Origin of the sequence: Alteromonas sp. RKMC-009 (genome assembly GCF_003584565.2) — a bacterium.
In the GTDB taxonomy this organism is placed as follows: domain Bacteria; phylum Pseudomonadota; class Gammaproteobacteria; order Enterobacterales; family Alteromonadaceae; genus Alteromonas.
Map to the genome: position 1 here is coordinate 709,865 of NZ_CP031010.1, position 21,409 is coordinate 731,273.

The 21,409-nt window shown below is 43.6% G+C and carries 12 protein-coding genes and 3 pseudogenes; 5 read left to right on the forward strand and 10 right to left on the reverse strand.

What is annotated here, in order from left to right; all coding sequences use genetic code 11:
* Position 1 precedes the first annotated feature (1 nt).
* From nadE to DS731_RS03140, 3 genes are all read left to right on the forward strand, one after another.
* Positions 2-2,116 carry an NAD(+) synthase gene (gene nadE, locus DS731_RS03125; protein WP_119499962.1) on the forward strand — a complete coding sequence of 705 codons (2,115 nt, stop codon included), beginning with the start codon at positions 2-4 and terminating at the stop codon, positions 2,114-2,116.
* A 784-nt stretch (positions 2,117-2,900) separates the two neighbouring features.
* Positions 2,901-6,509 (forward strand): YobI family P-loop NTPase, encoded by a 3,609-nt coding sequence (locus DS731_RS03130; protein ID WP_119499963.1) that lies wholly within the window; start codon positions 2,901-2,903, stop codon positions 6,507-6,509.
* 375 nt (positions 6,510-6,884) lie between these two features.
* Entirely contained in the window at positions 6,885-7,076 is a 192-nt protein-coding gene (locus tag DS731_RS03140; RefSeq protein ID WP_119499964.1) for a hypothetical protein, read from the forward strand.
* On the opposite strand, the pseudogene DS731_RS03145 reads toward DS731_RS03140, so the two are convergent.
* The 8 genes and pseudogenes from DS731_RS03145 to DS731_RS03185 all read right to left on the reverse strand — a co-directional run.
* Positions 7,073-7,228, reverse strand: a pseudogene (locus tag DS731_RS03145) (integrase core domain-containing protein); the annotation flags it as partial. The gene DS731_RS03140 and the pseudogene DS731_RS03145 overlap by 4 nt on opposite strands.
* Before the next feature lie 51 nt (positions 7,229-7,279).
* Positions 7,280-8,355, reverse strand: a protein-coding gene (locus tag DS731_RS03150) for an IS3 family transposase (RefSeq protein WP_119499497.1) whose coding sequence is annotated in 2 segments (ribosomal slippage) — positions 7,280-8,106 and positions 8,106-8,355 — 1,077 coding nt in all. Because the reading frame shifts where the segments join, the coding sequence is not laid out codon by codon here.
* Positions 8,356-8,430: 75 nt separating this feature from the next.
* Positions 8,431-9,383, reverse strand: a pseudogene (locus tag DS731_RS03155) (IS3 family transposase); the annotation flags it as partial.
* A 551-nt stretch (positions 9,384-9,934) separates the two neighbouring features.
* Positions 9,935-10,534 (reverse strand): methyltransferase family protein, encoded by a 600-nt coding sequence (locus DS731_RS03160; RefSeq protein WP_004588581.1) that lies wholly within the window; start codon positions 10,532-10,534, stop codon positions 9,935-9,937.
* Positions 10,535-10,662: 128 nt separating this feature from the next.
* Positions 10,663-13,770 (reverse strand): efflux RND transporter permease subunit, encoded by a 3,108-nt coding sequence (locus tag DS731_RS03165; RefSeq protein WP_119499965.1) that lies wholly within the window; start codon positions 13,768-13,770, stop codon positions 10,663-10,665.
* A 60-nt stretch (positions 13,771-13,830) separates the two neighbouring features.
* Positions 13,831-14,766 (reverse strand): efflux RND transporter periplasmic adaptor subunit, encoded by a 936-nt coding sequence (locus tag DS731_RS03170; RefSeq protein WP_119499966.1) that lies wholly within the window; start codon positions 14,764-14,766, stop codon positions 13,831-13,833.
* Positions 14,766-16,100, reverse strand: coding sequence for a TolC family protein (locus DS731_RS03175; protein ID WP_119499967.1), 1,335 nt, complete (start codon positions 16,098-16,100; stop codon positions 14,766-14,768). Before DS731_RS03175 ends, DS731_RS03170 begins: the two co-directional genes overlap by 1 nt.
* A gap of 450 nt (positions 16,101-16,550) precedes the next feature.
* Positions 16,551-17,168: a cation transporter gene (locus tag DS731_RS03185; RefSeq protein ID WP_075607155.1), complete on the reverse strand. Its 618-nt coding sequence runs from the start codon at positions 17,166-17,168 to the stop codon at positions 16,551-16,553.
* A 79-nt stretch (positions 17,169-17,247) separates the two neighbouring features.
* Here DS731_RS03185 and cadR point away from each other — a divergent pair, with 79 nt between their 5' ends.
* Positions 17,248-17,637, forward strand: a complete 390-nt coding sequence (gene cadR, locus DS731_RS03190; RefSeq protein WP_075607154.1) for a Cd(II)/Pb(II)-responsive transcriptional regulator — start codon at positions 17,248-17,250, stop codon at positions 17,635-17,637.
* A 128-nt stretch (positions 17,638-17,765) separates the two neighbouring features.
* On the forward strand, positions 17,766-18,569 hold the full coding sequence (locus DS731_RS03195) for a helix-turn-helix transcriptional regulator (RefSeq protein WP_119499969.1): 804 nt from the start codon (positions 17,766-17,768) through the stop codon (positions 18,567-18,569).
* A 706-nt stretch (positions 18,570-19,275) separates the two neighbouring features.
* On the opposite strand, the pseudogene DS731_RS03205 reads toward DS731_RS03195, so the two are convergent.
* Together DS731_RS03205 and DS731_RS03210 are read right to left on the reverse strand one after the other, a co-directional pair.
* Positions 19,276-20,237, reverse strand: a pseudogene (locus DS731_RS03205) (IS3 family transposase); the annotation flags it as partial.
* Between the two features lie 15 nt (positions 20,238-20,252).
* Positions 20,253-21,400 (reverse strand): IS3 family transposase gene (locus DS731_RS03210; RefSeq protein ID WP_119499971.1). Its coding sequence is split into 2 segments (ribosomal slippage): positions 20,253-21,163 and positions 21,163-21,400, totalling 1,149 coding nucleotides; the frame shifts between segments, so codons are not numbered across the junction.
* Positions 21,401-21,409 lie beyond the last annotated feature (9 nt).

The window sequence follows — 21,409 nt, forward strand, 5'->3', positions numbered from 1 at the left end:
TATGGCAAATTACACCCGAATCGGCACAGCAGCGCTGCGTCAAATTCCTTTCGACTTTAAGGGCAATGTAGCCCGAATCCTCAGTGCTGTTGAGCGTGCAATGGACGCCCATATCAATATCCTGCTGATGCCTGAACTTGCACTGACAGGCTACGGGTGTGAAGACAATTTCAGTTACCAGGAATTTAATCAGGCGACAGAAGCTGCGCTGAACGATGTACTCGCCGGCTATCAGGCACTGGCCCATGAGCGCGAACATGCCGGAAACATGCTTATTGCTATGGGCATGCCGGTGATGTTTCCGGGCGGTCAGGTGTATAACACCACGGCGTTTATCAGTGCCGACGGCCTGCATGGCTTTGCCTGCAAACAATATCTGGCCCGTAATGGCTTGCACTATGAACCGCGCTGGTTTGAAGCCTGGCCACGGGGCAGGGTGGTAAATCATCCGACATTCAACGTGCCCTTTGGTGATGTGGTAGTGAATGCCGGTGGCCTGCGTATCGGCGTGGAAACCTGCGAAGACGCCTGGGTGGCAAACCGTCCGGGGCGTGATCTCTATCATCGTAACGTGGACGTATTATTAAACCCCAGTGCCTCTCACTTTGCAGTGGGCAAAAACTTCATCCGTGAACAGTTTATTAAAGAAGGCTCCCGTGCCTTTGGCGTGGTGTATGCCTACGCGAATTTAGCCGGTACCGAAAACGGTACCAGCATTTTTGACGGCGGTTCACTGATTGCGTCGGAAGGAAAAATCGTCTCCCGTGGCGATCGCTTCAACGTGCGCGATGTAGTTATGAACCAAACCCTGGTGAACGTGAGCGCGAACCGTGTTTCCCGCGTTATCAGTTCTGAAACCATCGATATCGACGACACCAATGTGGTGGATGTCGAACTGTCACTCACTCTGCCAAATGATGCCGTGCTGGCTGCACGCAGCAACGACCGTGTTGATTCTGCCAAAGACGAGCTGCCGGTATTCTGGGATGCACTTAGTGGTGATGACTACGCCTACACCGAAATCTGCTATGCGCTGGGCAATGGTTTGTGGGACTGGACTACCCGTACTCACACCGACGGTTACGTGGTGAGTTTGTCCGGCGGTGCGGACTCCGCGCTGGTGGCGGCTTCGGTGTATGTGTCTCATTTTGTGGCGCTGGAACAACTCGGCGTACATGATTATCTGGCTACGCTACCCAAAGGGCTGGCGGCGAAAATCGATGCTATTGCACCGGGCGAAGACAAAATTGCCTGGCTGAAAGAAAAGGCCATGCCGAAGGTGTTACTGTGTTTGTATCAGGGCACAGATAACTCCTCTGAAACCACGTTCAACGCAGCGAAATATCTGGCGGAAGAAATCGGTGCAACGTTCCACAGCTGGAATATTGAGCCGGTAGTACAGCAATATCACTCGCTGGTGAATGGTTTATATCCGGACCGGCCGCTGAGCTGGAAAACCGATGATATCGCCATGCAGAATATTCAGGCCAGAAGCCGTAGCCCGGGTGTGTGGATGCTGGCCAACCGCGAAAACAAACTGCTGATTGCGACTTCTAACTTGTCTGAATCAGCACTGGGTTACGCGACAATGGATGGTGATACGTCCGGTGTGATTTCTGTGATTGCCGGTATCAACAAAACCACTATCCGTAAGGTGAACCGCTGGCTGGAAGAAGTGGGGCTGCCGCTGTCGGTGGATGGTAAAAGCGCCCGTCATCAGCTGAAAGAAATGCACCGCGTGAACGTTCAGCAGCCTACTGCGGAATTACGTCCGGAAGAGCAGACCGATGAAGCGGATCTGATGCCTTACGTGGTATGCGACTTCATTATGGATTGCTATCTGGCCCGTCAGATGTGGCCAAAGAGCATTCTGGTAGAACTGATGCTCAACGGCTTTGACAAGGACCATGACATGCGCCAACTGGCTGCTTATGTTGAGCGCTGGTTCAGACTGTTCTGCCGCAATCCGTGGAAACGCTACGGCACCCGCGCCGGTTTCCACATCGAACAGGTATCGCTGGATCCAAAAACATTCCACCGCTTCCCGCTGCTGAATAATGGCTTCAGCGAGCAGCTACAGCAAATGTGGGATTATGTTGAGGAAGTAGAGGGGTAATACTGGTCACCTGTATAGAAAAGCCGGTTAATGTAAACCGGCTTTTCTCGTTAATACGGCACGCAAATCAGGTCATCGTACATGATTACTATTTAGTTGTTAATATGGAAAATGTCTGGAAATTGTTTATACACTTGCTCTCTAAGCTTTTTCCATACTTTCCAATTTTAAGACACACATGACGTTTCTTATTGAGGAAATCATTATGCATTTTCCAGAGAAAGTATAACAGGGAAGGTATGGATGAATTGACTATTTGTATTCTCTGCTTGGATTAAGGCATTCATAGTGTTTTGGCATTTATGGTGTTTTGCAAAAAAATATTTTCAGTAGTAGCGGTGACAACAAATGGAGAATGTACTTATTGAACGAACGAGTAGTACATTCAACGATCATTGATATACTCACAATTGTTAGGCAACTATGACCGAAAAACGGACTTTCTAATTCTTTGATGTTTGGCCTTTTCAAAGAAAATTTTCAGCTAACTAACTCATGGTTTTTATCTTTTACCGTACATTCCTCAGGGCCATTTTCTTTCCAATAAAAAATACATTTCGCTAACTCAGCCTCCAAGACATTCCTACATCATGTGTTCTAAACAACAAATATCTATTGGCCCCTTGAGTAGAATTGCTTTCTAAATTAAACAATGTGTTACGATGAACTTCGAGTGAAGGCTGGTCGACTTACAGGTTCGGTAATTAACAGGGCAAACAATAACAAAAATTGATAGGGTTTTTACTTTAATACTCTTTAAGGACTTATAAATAAAGGACTTTTTATGAAAAAAATCATGACCTTATTTTCAAGCTGGATTGATAGTGGATTTAGTCGCTTTACTCATTGGTTACGGTCTTCAGATGCCTTATCTTCTCCGTCGAAATATGTAGACCTAGCTCCTATCGATGATGCAGATAAGGATGATGTGTACTCTGAAGCGTTACGTTTTGCTACCAATAACAAACGAGTTCTAAACATTGCTTTAACGGGGCCTTACGGATCTGGAAAAAGCAGCATTATTCAATCTTTTTTAAGAAGATATCGCCGACCCGCACTTCATATATCTCTAGCTTCTTTTGATTCAGACGAATATGCAGAAGACGATGGTGCTGGACGACAAGAAATTGAGAGAAGCATCTTACAGCAGATGTTGTATGGCGCGGATTCCAATAAACTCCCTTTATCGAGGTTCAATAGAATTCAAACTCCCGGCGCTTGGTCAGTAATTAGGTCCTTTTTCATTATGCTTGGAAGTTTATTTCTTTGGTACATTTTCGATAAGAGAGCCGAGATAATAAGTGGTTCATTTTTTCAGCCGTTTACGATCAGTAATTGGCTAAATTTGGGGGGATTTGCCATAGCGTTAACTTTTCTTTGGTTGATCGTTCATCGTATTTATATTGTAAGTTTCGGTTTGTCTCTCAAGAGCGTCTCTCTTAAAAATGTAGAGATAAAGCCCGCAAACGAAGATCAGGTTTCCATATTGAATCGCCATCTAGATGAAATAGTATATTTTTTTCAATCAACTAAATATGACCTTGTAATAATTGAAGATCTGGATAGGTTCAAGAAACCAGATCTATTTGTGACACTGCGAGAAATAAATAGTCTTGTAAATGCAAACGCAGGCGTTCGTCGTACTATCAGGTTTTTATATGCATTGCGTGATGACATTTTTATAAGTACTGATAGAACTAAATTTTTTGAGTTTATTATTCCTGTAATACCTATCATTAACACATCTAATTCTATTGACATGATGCTGGAACAAGGTAATAGACTAAAAATGGACGAACGGCTTGATCGTCAATTTCTTCGAGAGGTTTCAAGATATCTTAATGACTTAAGATTAATTCAAAATATTTTTAATGAATATGCTGTCTACGTCGCTAATTTAGAGACAGATGGAGAAAGCCTTCTCGATGCCAACAAATTACTCGCGCTGCTCATTTATAAAAACGTTTATCCAAGAGACTTTGAGTTATTACATCGCGGTGTAGGAATCCTCGCCAATATACTAAATCATCAAGAGGTTTTTATAGGACAAACTGAAGCTACATATAGAGACGAACTCTTGAAGCTCGAAGAAAGGCTTGATACTGCTGAACGACAAGTTCCTATCGACTTAAAAGAGTTACAGTATGTCTTCGCTATGGCAGTTATTGAGGTGCTACCAGCTAATTGTACTCGATTAAGTATTGACGGGAATAATAGGTGGATCTCTTTATCAAACCTTTTAAATGAAAGTGTATTCAATGAGCTTCTTGGAGCATCACAGATATTAATCGCTACTCAAAACAGTCAACAGTGGTTTGATTTAAAGCGAGCTTTACATTCAGATTACTCTCAAAAGGTTTATCAGCAGCGAAAGTCAGAAGTTGAAGATAGAGCTAAAGAAAAAAAATCTTATATAATGAATAAGATTATTGAACTCAGATCCAATATCTCAAAAGTAAGAACGCACAAGCTCAAGGAATTATTACGCTTAAACAAAGAGAACGTGGAGATACTTTTTGAAGAGTTCGATGAAAACGGTGAGTTAGCTCGTTTTCTGCTCTTGGAAGGTTACATTGACGATACTTACTATCAATATACATCACTATTTCATTCAGGTCGTTTATCACCAAACGATAATAAGTTTCTAATTCATATTAGGTCTTTTGTTACTCCCGAGCCCAGTTTTCAAATTGACAACCCAGAGGAGGTTATCGCGGCGATGAGATACGAGGATTTTGAGTGTAGCTATATCCTAAATGTCATTCTTGTCGATACTCTTTTAGATAATAAGAACCTTTATCAAAATCAAATAGAGAAGCTAATTCGGTATATTTCTGAGGATTTTAAGAATTGTGAAACCTTTATGCAGGCTTACTATAATGGTGGCAATAATATCTCGGAATTAATTGCTCAACTTACAAAAGTTTGGGACGGTTTTGTAAAAGCTTCTATTACCAGCTCCTATAGTGTCCATCACGTTACACAATTGCTTTTACACCTACCGATTAAAACCTTAGAGTCGATTTCAAAACAATTTCCTGAGTTATCAAAGTTTGTTTCGGAGAACTTTCAAGAGGTTTTAACTCAGTGTCCGGAGCTTGAACCAGAACGGTTCATTTCATTAGACTTTGACGTAAAAGATTTCACAGAAATCAAAAAGTACCCAGAAATAGCTCGTACACTATTTATGCATGGGAATTTTGATTTAACTAAATCAAACCTTGAGTACATTTATTTTTCAATTCTGAGTGAGAAAGATTCTGGTGGATTTCACACTAGAAACTATACAAAAATTCGTGCTCTAAATAACACTATCTTAGCGGAACGTATAGAGCGCGACTTCGAACTCTATTTACGAGACATACTGTTGGAGCTTCCAGGTAATATCAATGAAGATATCGCTGCAATTATTGATGTAATCAGCCACGATGGACTTGATACCAATACCATACAAGACTTTCTAGTTCGACAAGAAGCTATGTTGCCAAATTTGGAGAATATTCCAAATAAAGTACACTCTATGCTATTCGATTTGCTGGCTATAGAGCCACATTGGATGAATTGCCTAAGTTTCATGGAGCAAGAAGAGTTTAATGCAGAAAGTCTGTTTATTTATCTATCTCATGAAACCATACAGAAAAATCTTCTAAAGAAACCAATTCCAGGAGATAAAGATTTCTTAGAGCTTAGAGAGTTCATATACAATGCGAACTCTTTATCCAATAAAGATTACAGAGCATACGTGAGAGCTCTACCTAACTCGTTTAATGTACTTCCCAGAGAGATGGACAATGAAAAGCTTAAGATATTAATAGAAGAGGGTAAAGTGGGATTTACCAAAGATATTTTAGATGCTTTTGCTGACAAGAATGACTTGCAAGTGCAATTTGTTTCGAAAAATATTCCACAATATCTGGATAATCCAGGGGATTACGAACTTAATGATGATTTAAAAGAGGCTCTTCTTCAAACTGAAATTAGTATAAGCTCTAAGATTGAATTAATCAGATTGATGAGCCTTGAAGACTTAGTAAACCGTCCGGAAAGAGCTTCATTAATAGGGCAAATAATTATCGATTCCAATGCGCAAATATCCGGCCTTGATAGTGCAATTGTACAATCTTTAATACGAAATTCGACTCGAGTTGAAACAAAAATCAAACTTTTTAACAAATTCCACTCCTTACTGGAAGAAGCTGAAATACGACAAGTTCTGATAGATTTACCAAAACCATTTTCTGAAATTAAAACTGGCTACCACTCACCTAAATTAAAGAACACACCTGAAAATACGGCATTGGCCCAATGGCTTGATTCGCGGAATATAATTTCATCATGGAGTGAGAGCAGTCTTTTCACTAACGAGATAAAGGTAAATCTTTACAGACGATGACAATTGACGGCAAGGAAGCCTCAGACTGACGCCAATTTAGAATTTTCATTTTAGCGACTTATCATTCATCGATGCTATGAGTAGAGAAAGCCCTTCATGTGGGTCTGCATCAATTATCTCGCACAACTCGATGAACTCAACCAGCTCAACCTTTCGCCGAGCTTGTTCAATTTTTCCCAATATGGAATGGTGTTTGCCCCATCTTTCCGAGACCTCTCGCAAAGTTAAAGACTGTTCTTCACGTTGTGCTTTTAACCACAACCTGAGTTTGTCGTAATGTGAGGAATAGACTGATGTTTTCATTGTCTCGATGATAGAGACGAAGTACACTGTCGCGAATTTCGAGACATAAGTTTGGCAATCGAGAACTAAATTATGCCTAAAAAGCAATACGATATTGATTTTTATGATTTTATTGAGGATCTAGGCTTACACACTTTTACCGTGAATGATGTAACGAAGCATCTTTTGGAGCGATATCCCAACGACTTTGACAAAAAGAAAAATGCCACTCAGTTTGTTTATCGCCACTTAAAACGGCTTTCAGAGTGTCCACTTCCCCTTTAATGAGACAGTGCTGAACTAGAGTTTTCCAGTTTTGCCCGGTAAGCTGCCGGTGGCAGGTTACCCAGACTTTCATGTGTTCTTTCTTCGTTGTAATCCAGTCGCCAGAACCAGGCCATGTCTCTCACCTGACTGAGATTTTCAAACAAGTAAGCATCTGACCTTTCCCCCGAATTAGCACCAATCTTCCGATGAGATTTTTCATATTATGCTGCCCGTTTTGCATACTCAACAGGCGGCAGGTAATTCAGTGAGCTATGTGGTCGAACGTTATTGTAATGTTCGCGCCATAGATCGATTTCGTATCTTGCTTCATCTAAGGTTCTGAACCAGTGCTGATTCAGGCATTCGTTTCTGAACTTACCGTTCAGGCTCTCAACAAATGCATTCTGTGTCGGTTTACCTGGTTGGATAAATCCAAGCTCAACACCTGTTTCTTTATTCCAGAAGAACATCGCCTTGCTGGTGAATTCTGTACCGTTGTCGCAAATCACCTTTTTAGGCTTTCCCCGTAGCTCTATCAGTTGGCTGAGAAAACGAGCGACCTGTCGTCCGCTAATTGATACCGAGACTAGCTGTCCAACCATTTCTCTAGAGAAATCATCAACCACGTTCAGAACGCGGAAGCGCCTTCCGCTGCTTAGCTGGTCTGATACAAAATCCATAGACCAGCGTTGATTCGGCGCTGAAGGCACCTCTATTGGCTGTCTTGGTCGCGTTAGCTTTTTACGCTTCTTAGTACGTACCTGGAGCGCCTCTTCGGTATAAAGTCGGTATGTATGCTTGCGATTAACAACCAGACCTTCACCTTTCAGTAAGCCATGAAGCATTAAATAGCCGTATCGAGGATATTGAGACGCCAGCTCTTTCAAACGTGAACGAACTGAATCATCAGCTTTACCTTTTTGGCAGTAGCGAAATCCCGTTCTGCTAACACCAGCAAGCTTACAAGCAACCCGTTCACTGAGCTTAAATACATCAATCAAATAGCGGGCTACAGGCTTTCTTGCTGCTGGCGTCACCACTTTTTTGACAGCACATCCTTCATCGCTTCAACTTCAAGAAGTTTGTCAGCCAGCATCTTTTTCAACTTACTGTTCTCGGACTCTAATTCTTTGAGCCGCTTAGCTTCGTTGACTTCCATGCCCGCATATTTGCTTCGCCAGTTATAAAACGTACCCGACGATATGCCCATATCACGGCATATGTCGTCTACCTTGGCCCCAGCTTCATGCTGCTTGATTGCCTTGATAATTTGCTCTTCGCTGTAACGTTTCTTCATGTTGAGATCTCCATTGTCTCCAGTTTATTGGAAATCTCATCAATGTCATGGTGTTATTTTTGGGGGAAAGGTCACATCCAGAAACTCTCTGCGGAATGAACCATTAAAGCGCTCAACAAAACCATTTTGCTGCGGCTTTCCTGGCTGGATATAAACCAGCTCAATATTGTTGGTTTCACACCAATCTGTCAGCGTTGCCGAAATGAGTTCCGGGCCATTATCCATACGCAGCTGAGTGGGTAATCCACGCTCAGCTTTAAGCTGTTCTAGCACGCGTACGACACGGCCAGCGGGCAGTGATGTGTCAACTTCAATAGCAAGGCACTCCCGCGTGCCTTCATCCACTACATTCAGTGTTCTGAACCGTTTGCCGCAATACAAAGTGTCATGCATAAAGTCCAACGCCCATTGGTGGTTTGCCTGATCCAGTACTTCTAAAGGCTGTGCTATTCGCTTGGGCAGTACCCGTTTGGTTCTGCGCCTCAGATTCAACCCCATCTGGCAGTAAACGCGATAGACACGCTTATGATTAAAGGTGAAGCCTTTGAAACGCATTCGACCAAAACACTTCCAAAAGCCTGCTCGCGGCGACTTCTCCAAGACCGCATTGATACCATCAATGACAGCAGCATCCGCTTTACGCCAGTCTCGTCCAGGACGATAAAAGGTCGCACGGCCAATACCAACGAACAGGCAGGCTTTTACGACGCTTAGCCCCGCATCAACCAAGATGCTGACGCATTCTCGTTTCTCTGCTGTCACCAACCCTTTTTTGCGACAAGTTCCTTAATGGCATTATTTTCTAAGCTGACATCGGCAAACATTTTTTTGAGCTTAGCATTTTCTTCTTCAAGCTCTTTTAGTCGCTTGACGTCTGAGGCTTCCATACCACCGTATTTGGACTTCCAATTGTAAAAGGTTGCACTGCTGATACCGTGTTGACGGCAAACTTCCTCAACCTTCATACCAGCATCAACTTCCTTTAACACCCCAATAATCTGAGATTCTGTATATCGTGATTTTTTCATAGTCGTCTCCTGCGTTAATCATTGCAGAAAACTCCAATTAAGTCTGTCTCAGTTTAGGGGAAGTGGACAACACAATATAGATATAGGCCACATCAATCTTGAACCAATAGAACAGGTGGCTATTAGATGCAGTCTCAACGGCCTATCGACCTCGATTCTCTGTATTCGTGTGTGCTGTGGGGGGGAACGTTCGCTTGTCTGAAGGTGCCCCTGAAATGTACGTTTTATGGACACTTCATATTCTGTTCCATGAAAATACAGAGTATGGTTTTTCAGGGAAAACGGGTATTACTATGTGTAGTGGCTCGCGAACATAATCCCTCTGACTTGATTACATCGTACATTTTGGACTCACATTAAGTGAGAATATGACCGGTGCCTGACTCACTTTAATTGACAATGAACTCACGCTAATCGAGAACGGGCTTGCAAACATAATCAGTCGGCTCACTTTATTTAAGAATAACGACAGTTCATAAAAATGGACGTTAAAAGATACCGTTCGTTAGTTTGTGCATATAAAGCAGCCTGCGCCATTACTTATTTAAGCGTCAAAACTTAAAGCGTGAAAGCTTAGGTATGTATCGGTTAGTGTCAGACTTATATTTTAGAAAATCATCGCCATGCACTTTCTTCAAATAAGGCTCTTCAATTTGTCGAACAATCACTTCAATGCAAATCCAACATACAAAAGCACATGCCCAAAGCAGCAAATGTGGGAACGTTATACACACCCCTGCCCAAAATAGAAAAATACCAAAGTAAATGGGGTTGCGAGACTTTGCGTAAATCCCGTGGGTAATAAGTGCAGTCGTTTCTTGCTGGTCAACGCCAATACGCCATGAATCTCCCATTTGAATTTGAGACAACAAAGTTACAGCAATTCCGCAGGCGCCAATCAAGGAGCCGAGAAGCTGAAATGGAATTGAAGGAACAAATAGTAGGGGCGCACGTCCTAAGTAACCAAAAAGAACTAGACCAAATGCAAAGCAAAACGTAACCACGAATATAGCCCCTGGTACAATTTCTATTAATGGTGCGTTTATAGATGCTGCTCTTATACCAAAATCACCATTTCTCTTATATTGAACAAAGCTTCTACCGAGGACGGCTAGCGCCAAAAAACTACTAATTAAAATAAGCGAAACCATATCTATCCTTATCGTACATGACGTTAAGAATATGATTGTAAAGTCTATACTTAATAAAGAGTCAATAGGTACCTAAAAATCGTTCAGGTAAAACTTGGGCATTTACGAATAAATGCCCAAGAACACTACTAATCCCCTTTACTATGCACGAGTCGATAGAGTACAGGCAGCACTACCAGTGTTAGCAAGGTTGACGATATTATCCCGCCGATGACCACCGTGGCCAAAGGCCGTTGCACCTCTGCACCTATGCCCGTATTGAGCGCCATGGGCACAAATCCAAGGCTTGCCACTAGTGCTGTCATTAATACCGGACGCAAGCGAATAAGTGCCCCTTCAACAATGCTATTCACTAATTCTCCGGTTTCTAGCAAACGTTGCTTGATGAAGGACAGCATTACCAATCCGTTTAATACGGCAATCCCAGACAACGCGATAAATCCTACCGACGCGGATATGGATAAAGGCATATCCCTTAACCAAAGAGACATTACACCGCCTGTTAATGCCAAAGGGATACCTGTGAAGATAATCAACGCATCGCGTATAGAACCAAACGCAATTACCAGCATTGTCAAAATCACAAACAACGTAACCGGTACCACAATAGTCAATCGTTGACTCGCACTCTCGAGCTGCTCAAAGGTTCCACCATAGTCGAGCCAATAACCAGCAGGTAAATCTACTTCATCATTGATTCTCGCCTGAGCTTCTTCAACAAAAGTGCCAATATCTCTGTCACGCACATTTGCTGTGACAACAATACTACGTTTGCCATTTTCCCGGCTTATTTGGCTAGGTACTTCTTTAAATGCCAGTGTGGCTAATTCGCTTATCGGTACATGCTCACCAGAGGGCGTGACGATGGGAACGCTCTCAAGCTGAGTGAGTTCATTTCGAATGTCGTCGCCATATCGCACGACAATCTCAAAGCGTCTGTCGCCTTCAAAAATCATTCCAGCGGTTTCTCCACCTGTCGCAGCATTGAGCCATAACTGCAAGTCGGCTATATCCAAACCAAAGCGTGCCAATTGATCAGGCTTTGGTGTGACGGTGAAGATTGGAATGCCTTCTACCTGCTCAAGCCTCGCGTCATCAGCTCCTTCAATCGTTGAAATAACGGTCAAAATGTCAGAAGCAGATGCAAAGAGCGTATCTAAGTCATCCCCAAATAGCTTTATCCCCAAATCTGCCCTTACGCCACTAATCAATTCGTTAAAACGCATTTGTATAGGTTGCGTAAATTCATAATTATTGCCGGGCAAAGTAAACAAGTCCTCTTCAAACGTTTCCACTAACTCAGCTTTTATCATTGATGGATCGGGCCATTGCTCCCGAGGCTTTAAAATAACATAAGTATCTGTAATGTTTGGTGGCATAGGGTCGGTGGCGACCTCACCCGTACCCGTGCGACCGAATACCGTCTGTACTTGCTCATACTGCATAAGTTTCGCTTCAAGAGTTTTTTGCATTTCAACTGCTTGTTCTACCCCTGTCCCAGGGATCCGTATTGCCTGTACTAAGATATCACCTTCATTGAGCTGGGGAATAAACTCGGAGCCTAATTTACTGCCCATCCATAAACTGCCGACAACCAAAGCACTCGCTGCTACTACCACTAGCCATCTAAAACGCAGCGCTCCGGTTAAAACAGGACGATAGACTGCCTTTGCACCTTTAATAATTGGGCTTTCTTTTTCGCTAATTTTACCTCTCATGAAAATTGCTATCGCCGCAGGCACTACGGTAAAACAAAATACCATTGCGGCAAGCAAAGCCATTATCACGGTCGCTGCCATGGGGTGGAACATTTTACCTTCGACGCCAGTGAGCGTGAACAAGGGGATATAAACAATGGTAATGATCAATACACCAAACAAACTGGGACGTATGACTTCATTAGTGGCTTCATATACAACATTCAGTCTTTCTTTGAGCGGTAGAGTTGCGCCGTTTTGCTTCTGGGATTCGGATAATCGCCTGATACAGTTTTCAACAATGATAACTGCGCCATCGACAATCAAGCCAAAATCCAGTGCGCCTAAACTCATTAAGTTAGCAGACACATCGGTTTTGACCATACCCGATATCGTGGCAAGCATTGCCAGGGGTATTACAGCGGCTGTAATAAGTGCAGCTCGCACATTCCCAAGCAAAACGAATAGCACAACGATGACAAGTAAAGCGCCCTCGACGAGGTTTTTCTGTACTGTGTCGATGGTTTTGTCAACGAGGCTTGTTCTATCGTAAACCGCTTCAAGGATAACGCCCTCGGGTAAGCTTGTTTTAATGGTTTCGAGCTTACTGTCCACAGCTTTGGCGACCGTACGAGAGTTTTCTCCCACTAACATCATTGTCGTGCCAATCACTGTTTCTTGGCCATTTAACGTGCCGGCTCCAGAGCGCAGCTCTTTACCGAGGTTGATTTGGGCGATGTCTTGAATTTTTACCGGTACGCCATCAATGATCTTAACAACCACTTGGCCGATATCGTCGATGCCCTTCAGTTGGGCTTCCGATCTGATCAGTACTTGTTGCCCATTTTGTTCTACAAAACCAGCGCCTTGATTCGCATTGTTGCGTTCTAGCGCACTGAGAAGGTCACCTGTACTTATCCCAAAGTTTATCATTGCGACTGGATTAGGATTCACATGATATTGCTTTTCAAATCCGCCTACCGCATAAACCTCGGTCACCCCCTCAACAAGCGACAATTGGGGCTTAACTACCCAATCATGGATCTCCCTTAATGCCATAGCATCATAGGGTTGACCGTTGTCCTGTCGCGCCTGAGGCTCAGCACTTAACGAGTACATGTAAATTTCACCCAAGCCTGTGGCGATAGGGCCCATTTCAGGGGTTAACCCTGTTGGCAATTGCGCCGCGATGGCGGTGAGACGCTCGTTGACGAGATTTCGTGCGAAATATAAATCGGTGCCCTCTTTAAACACGACTGTGACTTGCGACAAGCCATAGCGTGATATCGAGCGGGTATACGATAAATTAGGCAAACCGGCCAGCGAGGTTTCAACTATAAACGTTATGCGTTGTTCAGTCTCCAAAGGCGAGTAACCTGGGGTTGCGGTATTTATCTGCACTTGCACGTTGGTGATATCAGGCACAGCATCAATCGGCAGTTGTTTGTAACTGTACATACCAAAAAAGGCGACAAACAAGGCGAACAACATCATGACACCACGGCGCTCAATCGACAGACGGAGTATTCGTGCAATCATGCTCTCACCTCACCGTTTTTATGGACTTGGCTTTGCTTTTGACAATAAATTCGCAGGTAATTAGTCATCATCGCCCGCCTCCATTTTTAATAAATCAGCTTTTAGTAGATAGCTATTTTCTACAACGACTTGCTGGCCTATTTGAACGCCCTTCACAATCTCTACTAAACGGTTGTCCGTGTTCCCAAGTTTTACTTGGCGGGGGTAAAATCGTTCCCCTTCTTTGACAAAAACAATGGTTTGCCCATCTAACTCTTGTATTGAACTTTTGGGGAGTGCCAGATTGACTTCTTGGAAACCAATCTGAATATAACCCTCTACCATAGCGCCTAAAGGCCAATAACCACTGCCATTATCAACGTTCACAAACGCGATAGAATAGGGTTTGTCATCCGGTGAGGACGTAATGTGGCTTATACTTGATTGTTGCTGCAATTCCTCAAGCCTTAAAGTGACTTCCATATCAGCGGCAATATGAGTACGTTGTTTGGGGAAAATAGCCAATTGAGCAATTGCGCGAGAGTAATTAGCAACAGAAAGCAGCACTTGACCGTTGGTGAGCTCACCATCATTGGCGTGTCTAGCTATGATTTTTCCAGACATCGGTGAGGTGATTGAGTATTGATTTAAACTCTCGTTTGACTCAATGATTGCCAGCGTGTCACCTTTTTCTATTTTATCTCCAATATTCACCATGATACGTTTTACAACACCGTCGAAGCGGGCACGAATATGACTCAGTGACGCAGGATCATGAACTATCCGCCCAAACGTTCTGGTTGTGAGCGATAATGATCCTGACGCGGCTGAAGCAGTCACGATATCGTGTTTAAGCATCCGTTCTTGAGATAATACTACGTACTCGGGTCTTTCTTCGGCTTCCTCATCGTCATCATCAGCCAGGGCGACAGTAGCAAACAATAAAGTAAGTAGCATGGCTAACACGCCAAGCAAGTCACGTGCGCTAGTGAGTAATGTAAATTGTGATGTATTCATTATTTTTTCTCTAGTAATTCTGATGATTGAACAGACGTCGAGGGAGAGTCAGAAAACACGGGAATTCCCGTAAGTGCCTCTAGATCTGCGCTTCGAAGGTGAACTAAGCCTGCGGCTTTTATCAGTGTTCGTTGCATATCGATGAGTTGTTGCTGCGTTGTCACCCACTCTAAGTAGTTGTAGCGACCACTTTCATAGCCTTCCCGCGCCAAGTTCAGTGCAGATTCCAATGTGGGAACGACATTGTCTTGAAGGGTCGTAACAGTGAGCAAGGCTTGGTCTTTTGCACTAATGACTTGATTTATTTGGCGAGTGAGTTCACGAATTTTCGCTTGCTTTTGATAGTCGATACTGTCAAGCAATGCGCGTTGTTGTTCGTATTCACCTAGATTCCGCTGCTTGGTATTTAACGGCACCGAAATACTGGCGACAAACGCTGTGTCATCAATTCCTTGCAGTCTCCGGATACCAGCTTCCCACGCAATATCAAACTGCTGGCTAGTCTGAACTACTCTTAGTCGGGCCTCTTGAACCCGATAATTATCAGCATAAAGCAAAACGTGTGGATTGCTTTGAAGCTGTGAAAGCACATGTTCAAGTGATAGTGAATTTGGAAACGATAACAGTGCCCCTTCAACTTCCGCAAACACAGCGTTAGTGTCGCCCCACATGATGGCCAGGTCGCGTTTATACTCACTGAGTTTTTGTTCATTTATCAATAACGACAAACGCGCCTGCGACAACGCTGACTCTGCACGTTTTTTCTCAAGTGGTGAAGAAGCTCCCGCTTCAACCCGTGTAGAGACTGTCTGAAGCATTGTGCGAGCCAGCATTTCAGCTCGTTGCTCAGTCTTGTGCAACGCTTGTTGGACAATGACATTGATATATCGTCGAGTTGTTTCACCTAGGATGTCCAGCGTCCGAATTCGCCGTTGAGTAAGCAGTTGTGCTTTTTTTGTACTCACCACATTCATTCGGCCGCTGACTTTATCGCCAAGCTCGATGACCGACGATAAGGTCAGTGTCAAATCGGCATCTTTGATACCAGACACTTCGCCTGTTCCCAACACATTTTCAACTTCAACCCCAACAGACATTTTGGGTCGTAAATTGGCCATTTTTGATTCACCATCCAAAGCCGAAGATTTAAAATCGAACACAACTAAATCTGGGTTGTTTGATAATGTGCGTTTGAGCGCATTTTCAAGCGTGATTGAAGACTTTTGTGCATTGGCAGATTGAACAGATATGCTCATGGTTACCAGTACAGCAGATATCAATTTCAGATACGCTGAGCGAGCTTTTTTTATGCCCAATGGGCGAGAAGAACTCATAAAAGAACCTTTTTTCATAAGATAACGACATACATGGAAAGCGCCCATGCAAACATGTAGAAGGGAATGGATTAATGTTGAGGTGGGCGTAAAAGACCTTCGACTAGGCCGTCAGTGACGTTGCGGGAATAACTGTGTTGATTGGTAGATAACGGTTTAGCTACGTCACTTATTGGGTGTTGTGCCAGAAACTTAATCTGTCCACATTGACACAGCACACAATGGAAACACTTAGACTCTTCACTCGACGTATCATTAGCATTTACATTTTTTTCGGGAACACCATAAGTGCTTATGGACTTTGATTGTTTAGGGACTGACGATACCTCCGCCGGGTAGTCATCGCATTGAGCGGCGAACGAAAAGCCCGATTGACACATGAGCAAAGTAATAAGTAACCATGCCAACCTACGCAGTTGTGATGTGCAATTAAAAATTGGCATGTTCTTATTAATTTTGCGCACTAAGCGCTCGCTGTCTTTCATTTTTAGCATCTTCGAGGATCATTTTTGCCCCGCGCAACACAACGCACGAAACTATCACACCGATAACCAAATCAGGCCATCGAGAATCGAGCCAAAACACCAAAACGCCAGCAAAGATAACACCTAAGTTGGCAATCACATCGTTGGCTGAAAATATCCAGCTTGCCCGCATATGCACTTCTTCATTTTTTTGTTTGCGTATGATCACAAGACAAATGACATTAGCAACCAGTGCAACCGCCCCCATAGCCATCATTAATCCTGATACAGGTTCGCTGCCGTAAATTGACCGTCTTACAATATCAATGATTATCAACAGACCCAGTGCCATCTGAAAAAAGCCGCTAATTCTAGCCGCATTCGCTTTGTGTAATAGCGATTTACCAATAGCATAAAGGGCAATACCATAGACAACTGCGTCGGCGAGCATATCAAGTGAATCGGCTATTAATGCGGTTGAATCAGCAAACAACCCGATCCCCATTTCTATAACAAACATTGTCGCGTTTATTCCCAAAAGCCAATACAAAACCTGTCGTTGGGACTGGTCTTTTATCTCAACTTCGCACCCACATCCGCTCATTAGAAACACACTCTTTACTGATGAATAGTATGAGTATAAAGTCTATACTTGGTATAGAGTCAACGGTTAGGAGAAAAAAATGAAAATTGGTGATGTCGCAAAGACGACAGGTTGTAGTATTCAGACCATTCGTTTTTATGAAAAGAAGGGGCTCTTGCCTGAGCTTAAGCGCTCAAGTGGAAATTATCGTGTCTACGACAAGGGGACTATTGAACAACTCCTGTTTATCAAACAGTGTCGTTCATTAGATATGTCTATCACGGAAGTAAAAACGCTCATGGACAGTCGTTCGAGGCCGGATCAGAGCTGTTCAAATATCAATACGTTAATAGCTAAGCATTTATCCGACGTCATTATTCGCATTGAAGAGCTAAACGCATTAAAGTCATCACTCGAAAATATGGCGGCAAAGTGTGATCAAGACAAAACCATTAGGGACTGTGGCATTTTAAATTATTTACACACTTAAAAGTGTAAGAACCACACAATTTCACTGTGCGCGCTCGCCTCAACGTGTATCTATCGGCTAACATTCGTCATGCGTATAGATTTCTGAAGCAAAAAATACTAGGCTGAACTTTTGATACTGAGTCAGCCATGCATATTCATTTGTGGCCCTACAAAGCGATTTACATCGGAGTCAGTCCTGATAATTATGTTCATGCACATCATGCTGTCCAAATTTGCATTGGTTTAGACAGAGACATCTCGGTTCAAGATCACAAAGCACAAAGTATTCACACCGGACAATGTATTGTGATTTTCGAAGATGTCCCTCACAAGGTTTTGGCACAGGACAATCAGATTGTAGTCATCTATTTAGAGCCTGAAGATAGGCAAAACCAACAATTTCTCAAAGCCTTACGTCAAGCCAGGAGTGATGGAATTAATACTCTGCCGCTTACTAGCAAAGAATTGGGATCCATTTCTCAGCATCTATTTACTGACGTCGATATCGACAAAGTGTGGAAAACAGTAAATAAAGCGGTAGGGCTAGTCTATAGTCCTGCGCTTTCATCGCGCCCTGAGGATAAACGGGTACGAGCGGTCATCGACATTATTGCTTCGCAGAGAGGTTGTGCAATCGATATGGCGTTTTTATCATCGAAGGTTTTCTTGTCCCCAAGTCGTCTAACACATCTTTTTAAGCAAGAAGTGGGTATACCTATTAGTCGTTTTATTGTCTGGTGGCGTGTGCGCGCCGCAATAGAACAACTGAGTAAGTCAGCAACATTGACTGAGGCTGCCCATGCTTCGGGTTTTTCTGACTTACCTCATATGAGTAAAACGTTTAAACAGCTGTTTGGATTTGCACCTTCTCGTTATTCAAACCGCACACCATTAAAATTCACAGTAATTAGCCGTTTGATACAAGCCGAATTAAGTTTGACTAGGGAATAATATACGCATCAATAAAAACGCGAATGTGTAAATACTATGAGAACGTTGGTCCAATGGATGTTCAGCCCATTATTTTTTTTAAGCTTTATCTTTGCTGCATCCAGTATCTCCCAAAACACAGGATCTGCAACCAATTAACCTAGTATGCTTTTACAGACAAGTTCTTACGCACTAATGGATGCCAATGAGCTTCAATGAGAGTGCGAGCGCAGTATGTGCAATGAGAAACTGTCAGATTTGCGCAAGCTTTCTAGCAATTTTGTTAAATCAAATGTTGCCTACTCCACACAAGCGTGTGAACACCAAGTGATTTCGATGTGACGATACAAGATAAATTAGACATGCTATTCATTTGTTAACTGGTACTCTAATTCTGCCACTCTCTGTTTGTACTCTTCGATGGTTAATGCAAAAGAATTGTGCTGGCTAGCCATATTGGATAGCCTTTCACGAAGCTCAGCTACTTCGCTCTTGTACTTTCTTTTCAATTTAATTTCTTTTTTGAGTCGTAACCTCAGTTTTGAAAGAGCGTCTGAGGAGTGTTCGGGTATCATACTCACTGAATAGCTTTGTTTTTTTAAAGCCCAAATTTTTTCGACAATATCTTCGTAATAGTATATTGAACCGCTGCCTAGGCCTGCTTCCTCCTCAACCGCTTTAACCGAGAGCTTTTGGGAGTACGGGACAATTTGTAAACCTCCCCTAATTAGTTACATCCATAATTAGAGGTTTCAGCCGGTTCATGTTTGCTTAAATATTCCCACGGTGTCAGATCATTCAGTGCATCATGGGGGCGTTCCTCGTTGTATTCTGTCATCCAGTTTTCGGTCAGTTCACGTACTTCATTCAATGTTTTGAAGACATACATGTTGAGTATTTCTGTCCTGTAAGTGCGGTTGAATCTCTCGATAAAAGAATTTTGCGTAGGCTTTCCGGGTTTAATAAATTCCAGTGCAATACCATGCTCTTCAGCCCAACTTGCCAGCGTGATTGAGATAAATTCCGGCCCGTTGTCCATGCGAAGTTTACTGGGGTAACCCCGCCAGGCGACGACGCGCTCCAATACTCTGACTACACGCTGCGATGGCAGATTCAGGTCAATCTCGATAGCCAGTGCTTCACGGTTGAAATCGTCTACCAGATTGAACGTTCTGAAGCGTCTGCCGCATTGCAGGCTGTCGCACATAAAATCCATTGACCAGCAATGATTAGCCTGAGCCGGCACGGCCAGTGGCTCCGGGTTTCTCGCTGGCAGCCGTCGCTTTCCACGGCGTCGTTTATTCAGCTTGAGTTCGCAGTAAATCCGGTGAACACGCTTATGATTCCAGCCATGGCCCCAACGACGCAGGATTTTGTACAGCTTGCTGAATCCGTAGGCCGGATAGCGCTCAGCGGCTTCAATCAGTTTGGCGATGACCCTATCATCACGCGTTTGATCAGGCTGGTAACGATAAACTGAATCACTGATGCCAACAGCGCGACAGGCAAGACGTAAACTAGCACCATGCTGCTCTCGCGCATAATCAACAAGCTCACGCCTTATCGCTGGCTTTACAGCTTTTTTTCGACGATATCTTTGAGGATCCGGTGTTCCAGACTTAAGTCAGCGAACATCGCTTTAAGCCTGCGGTTTTCGTCTTCAAGATCTTTCAGTCTTTTGATATCTGAATCGCCACTACTAGCCTAGACACTTCCCAGCCGTTGAACATGGCGTTTTTCATACTCTACTGGTGACAGTAAATTATTGGAACCATGTTTGCGTTTGCAGTTATAAAACATTTCGATGTAATCGAATATGTCAGCACGGGCATCATCTCTGGTTGAGTAGATTTTCTTTTTGATTCTCTCTCGCTTCAGCAGTTGGAAGAAGCTTTCCGCCACGGCGTTATCATGACAGTTACCACGTCGGCTCATACTTCCCTCCAGACCATTCGCTTTCAGGAATGCCTGCCAGTCATGGCTGGTATATTGGCTTCCTTGATCTGAGTGCACCGTCACTTGTTGCTTTGGATTCCGACGCCATACAGCCATCAACAGAGCGTTGAGCACAATGTCTTTCGTTATTCGTTGCTGCATTGACCAGCCGATAACCTTTCGGGAGAACAAGTCGACAACAACCGCCAGATACAGCCAGCCTTCGTGAGTTCGGACATGCGTGATATCCGTTACCCAGGCTTCATCAGGCGCAGCGGGATTAAACTCCCGGTTCAGCCGGTTTGGCACCACAACGTGACTTTCTTCGCCTCGATGACGAGGCCGTCGATAGCCAACCTGAGCACGTAATCCTTCCCGAACCATGAGTCGGTACACGCGGTTAATACCGCATCGTTCACCGATGTCCCGTAAATCTGAATGAATTTTGCGGTAGCCGTACACGCCACCAGACTCCAGCCAGAATTGCTTAATTAGTCCTGTTAGACGACGGTTGGCTTTGTCGCGTTTCGACAGAGGCTTACTGCTCCAGGCATAGTATCCGCTGGGATGAACATCCAGCATCCGACATAGCCAACGAACAGGCCAGCTATTGCTATTATCCTTGATAAAGGCGTACCTCAATCGGACTGCTTTGCGAAGTACGCCGCGGCTTTTTTTAATATATCCCGTTCTTCTGTAGCCCGTTTTAATTCTTTCTGAAGTCGCTTTATCTCAGCCTGGGCCTCAGATAAATCATTATGCTTCTTGGAATCAGGGCCGAACTTCTTAACCCAGGCGTACAAGCTGTGAGTAGTGATATCGAGTCGCTTGGCAACATCAGCGACAGAATGGCCACGATCAACGACTTGTTTGACCGCTTCAATTTTAAATTCTTCAGGGTAGCGTTTACCGCTCATAAGCACCTC